We start from the raw sequence: 13,164 nt of genomic DNA on the forward strand, positions 1-13,164 counted from the left end.
GCCCGGGGCGGGCTCGGGACGGCTCCGCCGGCCCACGGTGGGGGCCTGCTCGGCGGCGGCCGGCGTCGGCCGGACCGCGCGCAGGCCAGCGCCGGTGTTGCTCAGGCCAGCGCCGGTGTTGCCCAGGCCGGACAGCTCGCCGACCGATTCGCCACGGCGGGCGGCGGCGCGTCGGCCGGGGGTCGGCGCGGGCGTGCTCACGCGAGCGCCGAGAGCACTCACCAGCGCCTCGCAGCCGGCATCGCAGGCCCGGACCGAGGCGACCGCCTGGCGGACCGTCTCGGCCACCGCGGAGGTGAGCGCCCGGTTCACCGCCGCGCGGCGGGGCGTCTCGGAGATGGCGACCCGCAGCGCGGTCACCGCGTCGTTGATCTCGTCGGCGTCGGCCACCCCGTCCGCGGCGAGGTGCGCGGCGATGGCGTCCGCCGCGACGGACACCTCACGGCCCCGGGCGACGGTGCCGCCGAGCATGCCCGGCTCGGGAAGCGCGTCCAGCACCGCCAGGGAGACCGGCTCGGCCGGATCCGGGTACGCGCGCAGCGCCGCCGGATACAGCTCGCGCAGCACCTCGCGCAGCGCCACGGCGGCGGAGTGCCGACCACTGGCCAGCGCGGCGTGCGCGGCGAGCACCTGCTTGTAGCCGGCCAGGTCCCGGGGTGCGGGCAACGTGACCGCGGAGAGCGCGCCCGCCTGCAACGCGCGGGCCAGGCCCACGGCGCGTCGTTCGGCAGGCGGCGACTGCATCTCCTCCAGCGAGTCGTCGTCGGCGAACCGCTCGGCGAAGTCGTCCACCGAGTCGTCGTCGGCGATCGCCAGGGGTCGACCCGCCGCGCTCAACAGCGAGGTGACCGTGTGGTCGTCGCTGTCGGCGGCGATGGCCGCACCGCTCGGCCCGCCCGACCGCTCCACGAGCAGCGCGACGAGCTGGGCGTAGCCAGCGGCGTCGTCGCTGATCTCGCAGACATGCAGCAGACGGCCTGCGTCGTCGACCACAGCGGACGTCAGCGTCGAACCGGCCGAGGCCGGTCGGTCAGCCGAATCCGCCGAGGCCAGACCGCAGTACACGCGCACGAGCGCCACGGCGTCGTCCTCCTCCCGGGACAGGTCTTTCCTCTGCCAGCAACTGATGCTCCCCGGAACGGGTCAGTCGCGCCAGTCCACCACCGCAGAGATCTTGCCGACAATGGTGCGCCAGCCCAAACTTGCGGTCTGTGCCCCGATCTTCTTCAGCCGCCGACGGCCCATGAAGCCGCCGATCCCGCCGTTGACGGTCGCCCGCAGCGCCTCGTCCAGGTTGTCGAGGCTGGAGCCGGCGGAGAGCATGTCGAGTACCGCAGGCAGCCGCAACGCGTACGAGAGGTCACGGGCGATCTCGCCGGCCTCGATCAGCAGGGTCGAATCCCAGGCGTCGTGACCGCCGCGCAGGTTCTCCACGACGAGGTCGAGTTCGTAGGTGTCCTCGTCGAGCGGCGCGATATCTGCCGGCTCCACCCGTTCGGACAATTCATTCCAGCTGTCCAGTTGAGACAGATCATTGGGCGCGCCGGACCGGATGAAACTGACAAGCGACTCGGGCGTCTTGAACAGCAGCAACTTGCCCCGGTGGCTGAGGAAGACCGGCACCTCCTCGTCGTCCGCCTCGTCCGTGGCGTCCTCGTCGTCGGCCTCGTCGGTCTCGGTGTCGCCTGTCGCGTCGGCGTCCCGGCGGCGCCGCGACGGCTCGTCCTCGTCGCTCTCGGCGAACTCCTCGGCCAGCTCCTCGTCGAGGATGACGACGGTCTCGTCGTCCTCCTCCTCGATCACCTGACGGCGGGCGAGGAACGGGTCGTCCTGGTCGCGCTCGGTCACGTCGGTCGGGGTCAGCTCACCCGCCGGCCGGTACGCGCGCAGCGTGAAGCCGGTGCCGGCGGGCAGGGCGATCTCCACCGGGTCGATCCGCACCTCGTCCCAGAGCGACCGGTCGGCCGACGTCGACGCGCGGCCGGTGTCCTCGGTGTCATCTGGCTCGGCCGCGCCGGTGGTGTCGTCGAGCTCGGGCTCGTCGGCGTCGGGCCGTTGGGGCGACTGGCGGGCCACGCTGACCTCCGTGTGCTTCGGGTTGCCCACCCGCCGGTGTCTCGGACCGGCGAGTGACTCTGGGCACATACCCTAGTCGGCTGCTCGGGAAGACCGGAGCCCGCACCCCGATGGCGTCTCCCCGTACCGCCCGGGCCTGCGGATCGCCACCGGTGGCGCACCGGCCGCCTAACAAGTAGCGTAGCTACACATGAAGGCGCAGGAGCTGCACGGCCACCTCGACGCCCTGCTGCTCGCCGTCCTCGAACAGGGCGCGCTGCACGGGTACGCCATCATCGAGGCCCTGCGGGCGCGCAGTGACGGCAGCCTCGACCTGCCCACCGGCACCATCTATCCGGCGCTGAGGCGGCTGGAGCGGGCCGGGCACGTGGCGAGCACGTGGAGCACTGTCAACGGGCGGGAGCGGCGGACGTACCAGCTCACCGACGCCGGCCGGCGGGCGCTGGCCGGGGAGCGCGCCGGCTGGCGCGAGTTCCAGTCGACGGTCGGCCGTTTCCTCGACCCCGGCACCGCGCCCGGCGCCCCGGTCTGAGCGTGCCCGGCGCCCGGTGCGGTCGGGACGTCTCAGCGCGCGGTGGCCAGCACCCAGCCGCGTGCCGCGCGGGCCAGCGAGAAGTAGGCGGCGCCGGCCAGCACCACGCCGATGATCATCGGAGGCCAGCTCAGCGCCGCCTCCCAGAGGTCGAGTGACCAGGCGAAGAGCGCGCCGCCGGCCAGCACCCCCAGGGCCAGCACACCGGTCAGGGCGACACCCACCGCGCGCTGTGCGGTGGCCAGGCCCGGTCGTGCCGTACGGGCGCTCGCCGCGACCACCAGCAGACCGGCCACGGAGAGCAGCAGCGCGCCCATCCAGATCCAGTTGACCGTGGCGGAGAGCAGCAGGTAGACGGCCGGCGGGCGGGGGCCGTCGCTCCAGCTCGCCCCCCGCCAGGTCAGGTCGCCGGCGGCCACCCCCACCCCGGCGATCGCCAACATCCGCAGGGAGAACCCGCGCAGGGCGGCCGTCGCCAGCTCGGCCTGCCAGGACGGCAGCAGCTGCGCCGGTGAGCCGAACTCGGCCACCGCGCGGCGCTGCGCCTCGGTGGGCGGCACCCCGCTCTCCCGGTACGCCTCGACGGCGTCCAGCAATCCGTGCCGGGCCTCGGTGAGCAGGTCGGACTTCAGGCGGGCCGGGCCCTGCAACCGGGCGGCCAGTTTGCGCAGGTGCTCGTCGACCAACACGTCCTCACAGCGCGGCATGGCACCACCCTGCCACGACTTCGAGACGCCGACGTCCGGGGGAACCCTGGTCCGTCCCCGAGCCAGCTCAGGGGGCGAGCGCCAGGTACCCGCGTTCGGCAGCCTCCTGGAGCAGCCACTGGTCCCGGTACCAGCCGGGGGCGGCGACCAGGTCGACGTGCCGGCCGCGTTGGATCACCCGGCCGCCGTCGAGGACGACGATCTCGTCCAGCTCGGCCAGGCCGCTGAGCCGGTGGCTGATCAGCAGCACCGAGTGCCCGGCGGGGGTGGCGGCGAGGGCGGAGGCGAGCACCGCGTCCGCCGCGGCCGGGTCCAGTCCCTCGGTGGGCTCGTCGAGCACCAGCACGGGCGGCGCGGCGAGCAGCGCCCGGGCGAGCGCGAGCCGTTGCCGCTGACCACCGGAGAGCTGGCCGCCCTCCTCGCCGACCAGGGTGTCCCAACCCGCCGGCTGGGCGCGTACCCAGTCCAGCAGGCCCGCGGCGGCGGTGGCGGCGGCCAACTCGTCGTCGCCCGCGTCGGCGCGCCCGAGCAGGAGGTTCTCCCGCACGGTGGCGTGGAAGACGTACGCCTCGGCGAGCAGCCCGCCGACCGCGCGGGGCAACTCCTGCTCGGTGTACGTCGACAGGTCCCGGCCGCCCAGCTCGACCCGCCCGGACGTGGGCCGGACCGCCCCGGTCAGCACGGCGGCCAGGGTGCTCTTGCCGGCACCGCTCGGGCCGACCACCGCGATCCGTCGACCGGCGGGCAGGTCCAGGTCGATGCCGTCCAGGGCGGGTGCGGCACCGGCCCGGTACCGCACGGCCAGTTCGACGAAGCGCAGGTCGTACGGGCCGGCGGGGTGGGGGCTGCCCTCGGCGGTCGGGGGAGTGGGCACGTCCTCGTCGAGCAGGGCGGCCACCCGGGTCAGTCCGGGGCGCAGCTGGGTCCACTGTCGGGCCGCCGCGACCAGGGCCAGCGCCACCTCGACGGCGGCGAGCGAGCCGACGGCCAGCACACCGACGAGCACCCCCGGTACGTCGGCGGCCAGCGCGGCCAGCACCACCGCGCCGGCGGTCAGCCCGGCGACAAGCACCCCGGCCGCGTCCACCGCGAACCCGGTGGCGGCCAGCCGGCGTTCCAGCCGGGCCAGCCGGCCGGCCCGCTGCTCGGCGGCGCGCAGGGCGGCGTCGGTGGCGCCGAACGCGGCCAGGTCGGCGGCGCCGTGGGTGAGGTCGACCGCGTCGGTGGCCAGCGCCCCGCGCAGTGGGGCCACCTCTGCCGCGCTGCGTCGGGTGACCACGGTGGCCAGCGCGGGCAGCGCCACCCCGGCGACGAGCAGCCCGACGGCGAGCGCCGCACCGGCCAGCGGTGAGATCAGCGTCGCGCCGCCCACGGCCAGCACCCCGACCAGGGCCGCCGCCGAGCCGGGCACCAGCACCCGCAGTAGCAGGTCCTGGACTGCTTCGACGTCGGAGACCAGCCGGCTCAACACGTCCCCCGAGCGGTGCCCGGCGGTGCGGCGGGCGGCGAGGGTGGCGAAGACCCGGGCCCGTACTTCGGTGATCATGCGGAGCACCGCGTCGTGCCCGGCGAGCCGTTCGGTGTAGCGGAGGACGCCCCGGCTGATGGCGAGGGCCCGGACCGCGACGATCGCCACGGTGAGCCGGTCCAGGGGCGGCTGGCCGGCGGCGCTCATCAGCAGCCAGGTCGCCGTGGCCATCAGGGCGAGCCCGGCGAACTCGGTGGCGGCGGCGAGCAGCCCCGCGCCGACGAGCCGGTTCAGGTACGGCCGGGCCAGTCGCAGCACCGCACGTTCGGCGGCCGTCCGTCCGGCCGGTGGCGAGCCGATGTCAGGTGCCGCGGTCATCGGGCCACCTTCCCGATCGGCGTCGGTGTCAGCTCGGTGAGCCGACCGTCCTCGATCCGCAGGATCCGGTCGGCGTCGGCCAGCAGCGCGGGCCGGTGCGCGACGAGCAGCGCCGTCCGCCCGGCGACCAGCCGACGGGTGGCGTCGAGCACCACCGTCTCGGAGGCGGTGTCCAGACGGGCGGTGGGCTCGTCGAGTAGCACCACCGGGGCGTCGCGGAGGAACGCGCGGGCCAGGGCCACCCGTTGCCGCTGCCCGCTGGACAGTCCGTGGCCGCGTTCGCCGAGCAGCGTGTCCAGTCCGTCCGGCAGGCCGGCCACCACGTCGTCCAGGGCGGCGTCGCGTACCGCCGCGGTGAGCGCCTCCGGTGAAGTGTCCGGCGCGCCGAGGCGGATGTTGTCGGCCAGCGAGGCGGCGAAGAGGTGGGCGCGCTGCGGCACCCAGGCGAGCTGCCGACGCCAGGCGTCCGGGTCGGCGGCGGCGAGGTCCACGCCGTCGACGGTGATCCGGCCGCTGGTCGGGGTCACGAAGCCGAGCAGCAGGCCGAGCAGCGTGCTCTTGCCGGCGCCGCTCGGGCCGATGACGGCGATCCGTTCACCGGGTCGGATGGTCAGGGTCACGTCGCGCAGCGCGGTGGTCCGCTCGTACGCCACTGTCACCGACTCGAACCGGATCTCGCCCCGCCCGTCGGGGGTGGCCGCGCCCTCGGCCGCCCGGGGAGGGGTGGGCGTCGCCGAGACGGTGAGCGCCTCGTCCAGCGCGGCCAGCCCCTCCATGCTGGCGTGGAAGCGGCTGCCGGCGGCCCGCAGCGGCAGGTACGCCTCCGGGGTGAGCAGCAGCACCAGCAGCGCCGTCTGCAGGGCCAGGCCGCCGCCGAGCAGCCGGATGCCGACCGGCACCGCGACCAGCGCCACCGACAGCGTGGCGACCAGCTCCAGCACCAGCGCGGACAGGAACGCGATCCGGAGGGTCTTCATGGTGGCGACCCGGTGCCCGTCGGCCATCCGGCGGACCACCTCGGTCTGCGCCCGGGCGCGGCCGAACGCGCGCAGCGTGGGCAGCCCGGCGACCATGTCCAGGAAGTGCCCGCCCAGCAGGGAGAGCCGCCGCCACTGCCGTTCGGTGGCGGCCTGCGCCTGCCAGCCCAGCAGCGCCCCGAAGACCGGGATCAGCGGCAGCGTCAACGCGATGATCACCGCCGAACTCCAGTCGGCGAGGACGATCCGGGCCAGCACGGCAAGCGGCACCGTCACGCTGAGCACCAGCTGCGGCAGGTACCCGGTGAAGTACGCGTCCAGCGCGTCCAGCCCACGCCCGGCCAGGGTGGCGAGCTGACCGGCCCGCTGCCCGGCCACCCAACCCGGGCCGTGCCGGCCGACCGCGCCGAGCAGGTCGGCGCGCAGCGTGGCCTTGACCGTGGCGGCGACCCGCGCCGACACCGTCCCCTGCGCCCAGACCAGCGCCGACCGGGCGGCGACAGTGGCCAGGAAGCCGGCCAGCGCCGCCCGGTCCAGCCGCCCGTCGAAGGCGGTGGCCAGCACCGCCGCCAGCGTGGTGGCCTGCGCCACGATCAGCCCGGCGGCGAGCACACCCAGCAGCGCGAGCACGGCGAGGTCGCGCCGGGCCGCGGGGACCCGGCGCAGGAGACGCGGGTCGAAGGGACGGCGGTTCACCAGTACACCGGTGCCCTGCCGTCGGTCCGTCCCCGGAAAACCCACAAGCACATCGCCTGGAAGCCTAGTAGGGCCGGCAGCAGCGGCAGCGCCACCCAGGCGAGCAGCCGTAGCGTCGGCGTGCTCGCGGCCGCGTCGGCCACCGACAGCGAGGCGCCCGGGTCGGTCGTGGACACCAGCACGTAGGGCCACAGGGCCGCGCCGACCAGCGCCACAGGCATCGCCAGGGCCACGCCGGTGGCGGCCAGAGCCCACCCCGGCCGCCGTCGGCTGAGCGCCGCGCGGGCCGCCAGCAGCGCCACCGCCAGCAGCACCGGCAGGAGTACGGCCACCGCCGGTCGTTGGACGCTGTCGCGTACCCGAACGGAGAGCAGGCCCACGACGGTGGCCACGGCTACCGCGGCGAGCGCCACCGGCACCAGCCGGCGGGCGGTGCGACCGACCACTGCGGCGTCGGCAGCCGGCAGTCGCAGCGTGAGGAAGGCCGCACCGTGCACCGCGACAAGCGCGACCATGGCCAGCCCGGCGGCGGCCGTGAACGGGGTGGCCAGGTGCGCCATACCTACCACGTGCCCATTGGTCTGGCGGGGCACACCCTGGAGAAGCGCGGCCAGCAGGACGCCCCAGCCCAGCGCGGCGAGCACGCTGCCGACCACCACCACCCGGTCCCAGCGCGCCCGGATCCGCTCGTCGGCCGGCCGGCTGCGCAACTGCACCCCGACGGTGACCAGGATGACCCCGACCAGCGCTCCGGCGACCGCCGGATAACAGCCGGACAGCAGCTCGCCCTCCAGCATCGGGAACGCGCCGAAGAGGATCCCCACGGCCGCCACCAGCCAGACCTCGTTGCCGAGGAAGAACGGGCCGAGCGCGGTGAGGGCCGCCCGCCGCCCGGTGGGGCCACCACCCCGGGCGAGCAGCAGCCCGACGCCGTAGTCGTAGCCGGCGAGCACCAGGTAGCCGGCGAAGAAGAGGCCGAGCAGGGCGTACCAGGCGAGGTCCACGGGTGATCTCCTCAGGCGAGGGCGGGTTCGGGATGGGCCGGCTCGTTGGGCGGCGCCGGCGGACGGCCGAGCGCCGGGTCGTCCGCGCCGCGCGCCGCGTGCCGGGCGAGCAGCACCCAGTTGGTGACGGCGAGGGCGCCGAGCAGCAGGCTGAAGCCGATAAGCGAGGCGAGCATCACCGGCGCGCCGACCTGGGAGACGGCCTGGTCGGTGGGGAGCAGCCCGTACGCCACCCAGGGCTGACGGCCGACCTCACGGGCGATCCAGCCGAGGATCACCGCGACGAACGGCAGCGGCAGGGCGAGCAGGATCAGCCAGAGCGGGAAGCGCAGCCGGATGACCCAGTCCCGGAAGAGCAGCGGGAGCAGGAGCCAGACGCAGCCGAGGGTGAAACCGATCAGGATCATGAAGCCCAGCCCGACGTTCGCCAGCACCGGCGGGGTGTAGTCGCCGGGGCCGAACCGGATGGTCCACTCGGCGATCAGCTCCTGCGCCTCCGGACCCTGGCCGAACTTGGTGGGCTGCACCTCGCCGACCGGGCCGAACTGGGCGAAGCCGAAGCCCTGTACCAGCGTGATGGCCAGCGCCGCGGTGACCAGGCCGATCCGCAGTGAGGTGCGGAACAGCACGAAGTCGGGCGTACGCCGGATCAGGTGCCAGGCGCTGACGGCCGCCATCAGCATCCCGCCGACCAGCAGCGCGGCGGACACCACGTGCCCGAACGCCATGCCGAGGCTGGGGTTGGTGAGCAGCGCGCCGAAGTCGGTGAGGTGGGCGATCCCGTCGCGGACCTCGTACCCGACCGGGTGTTGCAGCCAGGAGTTGGCCACCATGATCCAGAACGCCGAGGCGTACGCGGTGAGGGCCACGCCCCAGAGCAGCGCGAGGTGGACGCCCCTGCGGAGCCGGTGCCACCCGAAGATCCACATCCCGAGGAACGTGGACTCCAGGAAGAACGCCACAAGCGTCTCGATGGCCAGCGGCGCGCCGAAGACGTTGCCGACGTAGCGCGACAGGCCGCTCCAGTTCAGCCCGAACTGGAACTCCATCACGATGCCGGTGGCGATGCCGAGCACGTAGTTGATGACGTAGAGCTGCCCCCAGTACCGGGTGAGCCGTTCCCACCTGGGGTTGCCGGTGAGCACCCAGGCGGTCTGCATCCCGACCAGCAGGGTCACCAGCCCGAGTGTGACCACCACGAAGAGGAAGTGGATCGAGGTCGTGGTGGCGAACTGCAGGCGGGCGAGGAGCAGGGTGTCCATGGCCGGCCCTCCGTAGGTTGGCTCACTTGTCATAGCCACCCTACACGTAGCTTGGCTACATGTCTGACTACTACATAGTGTCGTAGTAAATGCTACTACAACATGTAGTAAGTGAGGGAGGTCGCACTCGACCCCGCATCGGGGCGAGGGCCGTCAGCTCAGGACAGGAAGAGGGTGATCGGGAGGGCGACCAGTGTGGTGGCGACCGCGAGGGCGACGGCGCCGAGCACCCGGGGCGGCCGGTCGACGACCAGCAGGCGCTGCACCCGTACGTCCAGATCACGGTCGCCCACGCCCAGCGCGCCGGCCGGGGTGATCCGGTGACCGGCGGCGGCGAACCGGCGCAGCGCGCCGGCAAGGGGCGCCTCGGCGTGCAGCTCGCGCGCCTTGTCGTCGGCGCGCATCTCGACCAGCAGGGCGACCCGCTCGTGCGCGTCGCGCACCCAGCCGAACCACGGCAACGCCCGGCAGAGCGCGGTGAACGGCAGCAGCACCAGATCGTGCCGCTCGTGGGCGTGCGCCCGCTCGTGGCTGAGCACCGCGGCCAACTCCGCCCGGTCCAGCAGGCTCAACGTGCCGGCGCTCACCACCACCTGCGGCTTCACGCCCGGAAGGCAGTACGCGGCGGCGCTCGGATGGTCCAGCACGAGCGCGCCGGGTGCGGCCGGGTCGTCCCGGGCGACAAGGGTGAGCAGGTCCCGGTGGCGGCGCTGGGCGCGGACGGTGCCGTGGATGCTGCGCACGGTCGTGGTGAGCAGCACCGCGCCGATGCCGAAGCCCACCCCGACACCGGCCAGGTGGAGGGCGGTCTCCCCGACAGGCAGGGTGCCGTGCGCGAGATCGGAGGTCAGGGCGAGCAGCGCGCTTCCGGTCGGCAGGTCGTACGCGCTCAACCCGAGCGCCATCGGCAGGCCCATCGCCGACAGGCCCAGCGCCAGGCCGACCGCCTGCCAGCAGACGATCGCCACCCGGGGGCTGCGCCACGTCCAGGTGGAGCGGGCCAGCACCTGAGCGGTCAGATAGCAGGCCAGCATGGTGGCGGCGAAGTGCACGGCGTACGCCATGGCGCGCCCTACCGCTCCGCTGCCTCGTCGGCCGCCCGCCGGCCCGTCGGCCCGTCCACGCGATCGGTCAGCTCGGCCCCGCCGGAGGTGCCCGTCGCGGTCAGCCCGGCCTCGCTGCCCAGCGCCGCGCGCAGCACCTCGGCCTCGGTGCCGGTGACCGAGCGGGCGAATCGCACGAGCGCGGCGTCCCGGCTGCCGCCCAGGTCGAGGGCGTCGAGCATGAGCTGGGCGATGTGCGCCTCACGGCTGGCCGCCGGCCGGTACCGCCAGGCCCGACCCTCGCGTTCCCGCTGCACCATGCCCTTGCCGGCGAGCCGGTCCAGGACGGTCATCACCGTCGTGTACGCCAGCTCACGGCCGTCGAGCGCGTCGGCCACCTCGCGCACGGTCACGCCGTCCGACGTGCCCGGGACCACGTCCCACAGCACGTCCATCACCGCACGCTCAAGATCGCCCAACCGAGTCACAAACCCAATCCTACCCCCGGTAGTAGACCCCCTCGCCGTCCCGTCCCGCCGACGAGGGCGGGCGAAGAGCGGGCCGGCGGAGGGGCGGCCCGGCGCGGCAGTGCGCCACCGCACCGACGCGCCCTCGACCGCCAACCCGGCCCGAGGTAGTACCCGCGAGCTGACCCTCCCGACGGACCCGGCCCACGTCAGGTTTCCGCGGGAGCCCGCCCACGCAGGGATCAAGCCTGACCGCCCGGAGTGGGCGGGCTCCCCCGGAAAACCCCAAGGCCGGGAGCGAATCACACCCCCTTGGGGTGCCAGACCGTCTTCGTCTCCAGCAGAGTGGTCATCCGGGTCAGGCCCGGGTCGGCGGACCAGTCGTGGTCGGCCGGTGCCGGCCGGAGCACCCGCTTGAGGTTCTCCGCGGCCTTGACCTCCAGCTCGCTGGCGAGCGAGGCGTCGGTCACCCCGGTCAGGTCGATCGCGTTGACGTCCATGTGCGAGGCCAGCGTCGGCGCGGTCTCGGTGATCGCGCCGGTGAGGATGTTGACCACCCCGCCGGGCAGGTCGGACGTGGCGAGCACCTCGGCCAGCGTCACCGCCGCCAGCGGCTCCGACGGCGACGCCGCCACCACCACGGTGTTGCCGGTGACGATCGCCGGGGCGATCACGCTGACCAGGCCGAGCAGCGCCGGGCGTTCCGGGGCGACGACCGCTACCACGCCTGTCGGCTCGGGGGCGGAGATGTTGAAGTACGGGCCGGCGACCGGGTTGGCGCCGCCGTACACCTGGGCGAGCTTGTCGGCCCACCCGGCGTACCAGACCCAGCGGTCCACGGCCGCGTCCACCTCGTCGCCGGGGATGCCCAGGGCGACGAACTGCTCGCGGCGGCCCTCCAGCATCTCGGCGGCCCGGTAGAGGATCTGACCCCTGTTGTACGCGGTCGCGCCGGCCCAGCCCTTGACGGCGGCGCGGGCGGCGACGACCGCGTCCCGGGCGTCCTTGCGGGAGGCCAGTGACACATTCGAGGACTGCACGAGATACGACCGTCCCGACTCGCTGCGCGGGAACTTCCCGCCGATGAAGAGCTTGTACGTCTTGCGTACCGCGACCCGCTCAGACATTGAGGTACCCCTCCAGCCCGTGCCGGCCGCCCTCGCGACCGTAGCCCGACTCCTTGTAACCACCGAACGGCGAGGTGGGGTCGAACTTGTTGAACGTGTTGGCCCAGACCACGCCGGCGCGCAGCCGGTCGGCCATCCACAGGATCCGGGAGCCCTTGTCGGTCCAGATCCCCGCCGACAGCCCGTACGGCGTGTTGTTGGCCTTCTCGACGGCCTCGGCCGGGGTGCGGAAGGTGAGCACCGACAGCACCGGGCCGAAGATCTCCTCGCGGGCGATCCGGTGGGCCTGGGTGACGCCTGTGAAGATGGTGGGCGCGAACCAGAAGCCGCGGTCGGGCAGCTCGCACGGCGGTGACCAGCGCTCGGCGCCCTCGGCGGAGCCGGCGTCGGACAGCTCGCGGATCCGCTCCAACTGGGCGGCGGAGTTGATCGCGCCGACGTCGGTGTTCTTGTCCAGCGGGTCGCCCACCCGGAGTTGGGCCATGCGCCGCTTCAGCGACTCCAGCACCCGGTCGGCGACGTTCTCCTGCACCAGCAGGCGGGAGCCGGCGCAGCAGACGTGCCCCTGGTTGAAGAAGATGCCGTTGACGATGCCCTCGACGGCCTGGTCGATGGGGGCGTCGTCGAAGACGATGTTGGCGGCCTTGCCGCCCAGCTCCAGGGTGAGCTTCTTGCGGGTGCCGGCGACGGACCGGGCGATGGCCCGGCCGACCTCGGTGGAGCCGGTGAAGGCCACCTTGTCCACGCCGGGGTGCTCGACCAGGGCGCGTCCGGTGTCCCCGGCGCCGGTGACGATGTTGACCACACCGGCGGGCAGCTCGGCCTGCTGGCAGATCTCCGCGAACAGCAGCGCGGTCAGCGGGGTGGTCTCGGCCGGCTTCAGCACCACCGTGTTGCCCGCCGCGAGCGCCGGGGCGATCTTCCAGGCCAGCATGAGCAGCGGGAAGTTCCACGGGATGACCTGCGCGGCCACACCGATCGGCTGCGGGTTGGATCCGAAGCCGGCATGACCCAGCTTGTCGGCCCAACCGGCGTAGTAGAAGAAGTGCGCGGCGACCAGCGGCAGGTCGACGTCCCGGGACTCCCGGATCGGCTTGCCGTTGTCCAGGGACTCCAGGACGGCCAGTTCGCGGGAGCGCTCCTGGATGAGCCGGGCGATCCGGAACAGGTACTTCGCCCGGTCGCGGCCCGGCATCGGACCCCAGACCTTGTCGTACGCCTTGCGGGCGGCGCGTACCGCACGCTCCACGTCCTCGGCGCCGGCCTCGGCGATCTCGGCCAGCACCTCCTCGGAGGCGGGGTTGATCGACTTGAAGCTGCCACCGTCGGTCGGGTCGACGAACTTACCGTCGATGAACAGCCCGTACGAGGGTTTGAGGTCCACCACCGAGCGGGACTCGGGGGCGGGGGCGTATTCGAACATCGGC

General features: G+C 73.8%; 11 protein-coding genes and 1 pseudogene. 1 reads left to right on the forward strand and 11 read right to left on the reverse strand.

All coding sequences use genetic code 11. The features are described 5' to 3' along the window. Both FHG89_RS15165 and FHG89_RS15170 read right to left on the reverse strand, forming a co-directional pair. A pseudogene (locus tag FHG89_RS15165) lies at positions 1 to 1,104 on the reverse strand (transposase); the annotation flags it as partial. A gap of 39 nt (positions 1,105 to 1,143) precedes the next feature. Then, complete coding sequence (locus FHG89_RS15170; RefSeq protein ID WP_139585031.1) at positions 1,144 to 2,106, reverse strand: DNA primase; 963 nt, start codon at positions 2,104 to 2,106, stop codon at positions 1,144 to 1,146. A 160-nt stretch (positions 2,107 to 2,266) separates the two neighbouring features. On the opposite strand from FHG89_RS15170, the gene FHG89_RS15175 reads away from it, so the two are divergent. Continuing rightward, positions 2,267 to 2,608, forward strand: a complete 342-nt coding sequence (locus tag FHG89_RS15175) for a PadR family transcriptional regulator (RefSeq protein ID WP_139585032.1) — start codon at positions 2,267 to 2,269, stop codon at positions 2,606 to 2,608. Between the two features lie 32 nt (positions 2,609 to 2,640). Here FHG89_RS15175 and FHG89_RS15180 read toward each other — a convergent pair whose 3' ends face one another. From FHG89_RS15180 to FHG89_RS15220, 9 genes are all read right to left on the reverse strand, one after another. After that, complete coding sequence (locus FHG89_RS15180) at positions 2,641 to 3,315, reverse strand: permease prefix domain 1-containing protein (RefSeq protein ID WP_139585033.1); 675 nt, start codon at positions 3,313 to 3,315, stop codon at positions 2,641 to 2,643. A gap of 67 nt (positions 3,316 to 3,382) precedes the next feature. Then, positions 3,383 to 5,161, reverse strand: a complete 1,779-nt coding sequence (gene cydC / locus FHG89_RS15185; protein ID WP_139585034.1) for a thiol reductant ABC exporter subunit CydC — start codon at positions 5,159 to 5,161, stop codon at positions 3,383 to 3,385. After that, positions 5,158 to 6,834 (reverse strand): thiol reductant ABC exporter subunit CydD, encoded by a 1,677-nt coding sequence (cydD, locus tag FHG89_RS15190; RefSeq protein WP_139585035.1) that lies wholly within the window; start codon positions 6,832 to 6,834, stop codon positions 5,158 to 5,160. The genes cydC and cydD overlap by 4 nt, the downstream gene beginning before the upstream one ends. Then, positions 6,831 to 7,838: a cytochrome d ubiquinol oxidase subunit II gene (locus tag FHG89_RS15195; protein WP_139585036.1), complete on the reverse strand. Its 1,008-nt coding sequence runs from the start codon at positions 7,836 to 7,838 to the stop codon at positions 6,831 to 6,833. The genes cydD and FHG89_RS15195 overlap by 4 nt, the downstream gene beginning before the upstream one ends. A gap of 11 nt (positions 7,839 to 7,849) precedes the next feature. Further along, entirely contained in the window at positions 7,850 to 9,100 is a 1,251-nt protein-coding gene (locus tag FHG89_RS15200) for a cytochrome ubiquinol oxidase subunit I (protein ID WP_139585037.1), read from the reverse strand. Positions 9,101 to 9,258: 158 nt separating this feature from the next. Next, positions 9,259 to 10,164: a M56 family metallopeptidase gene (locus tag FHG89_RS15205; protein ID WP_139585038.1), complete on the reverse strand. Its 906-nt coding sequence runs from the start codon at positions 10,162 to 10,164 to the stop codon at positions 9,259 to 9,261. 8 nt (positions 10,165 to 10,172) lie between these two features. Continuing rightward, positions 10,173 to 10,631 (reverse strand): BlaI/MecI/CopY family transcriptional regulator, encoded by a 459-nt coding sequence (locus tag FHG89_RS15210; RefSeq protein ID WP_139585039.1) that lies wholly within the window; start codon positions 10,629 to 10,631, stop codon positions 10,173 to 10,175. Between the two features lie 281 nt (positions 10,632 to 10,912). After that, complete coding sequence (locus FHG89_RS15215) at positions 10,913 to 11,737, reverse strand: aldehyde dehydrogenase family protein (RefSeq protein WP_139585040.1); 825 nt, start codon at positions 11,735 to 11,737, stop codon at positions 10,913 to 10,915. Then, on the reverse strand, positions 11,730 to 13,160 hold the full coding sequence (locus tag FHG89_RS15220) for an aldehyde dehydrogenase family protein (RefSeq protein WP_139585041.1): 1,431 nt from the start codon (positions 13,158 to 13,160) through the stop codon (positions 11,730 to 11,732). The genes FHG89_RS15215 and FHG89_RS15220 overlap by 8 nt, the downstream gene beginning before the upstream one ends. Between the last annotated feature and the right edge of the window lie 4 nt (positions 13,161 to 13,164).

It is taken from the genome of Micromonospora orduensis (assembly GCF_006228125.1).
In the GTDB taxonomy this organism is placed as follows: domain Bacteria; phylum Actinomycetota; class Actinomycetes; order Mycobacteriales; family Micromonosporaceae; genus Micromonospora; species Micromonospora orduensis.

Coding starts and splice junctions, on each gene's coding strand:
- FHG89_RS15175 (WP_139585032.1), top strand. CDS start 2,267: ATGAAGGCGCAGGAGCTGCACGGCCACCTCGACGCCCTGCTGCTCGCC.
- FHG89_RS15180 (WP_139585033.1), bottom strand. CDS start 3,315: ATGCCGCGCTGTGAGGACGTGTTGGTCGACGAGCACCTGCGCAAACTG.
- cydC (WP_139585034.1), bottom strand. CDS start 5,161: ATGACCGCGGCACCTGACATCGGCTCGCCACCGGCCGGACGGACGGCC.
- FHG89_RS15215 (WP_139585040.1), bottom strand. CDS start 11,737: ATGTCTGAGCGGGTCGCGGTACGCAAGACGTACAAGCTCTTCATCGGC.
- FHG89_RS15205 (WP_139585038.1), bottom strand. CDS start 10,164: ATGGCGTACGCCGTGCACTTCGCCGCCACCATGCTGGCCTGCTATCTG.
- FHG89_RS15200 (WP_139585037.1), bottom strand. CDS start 9,100: ATGGACACCCTGCTCCTCGCCCGCCTGCAGTTCGCCACCACGACCTCG.
- FHG89_RS15220 (WP_139585041.1), bottom strand. CDS start 13,160: ATGTTCGAATACGCCCCCGCCCCCGAGTCCCGCTCGGTGGTGGACCTC.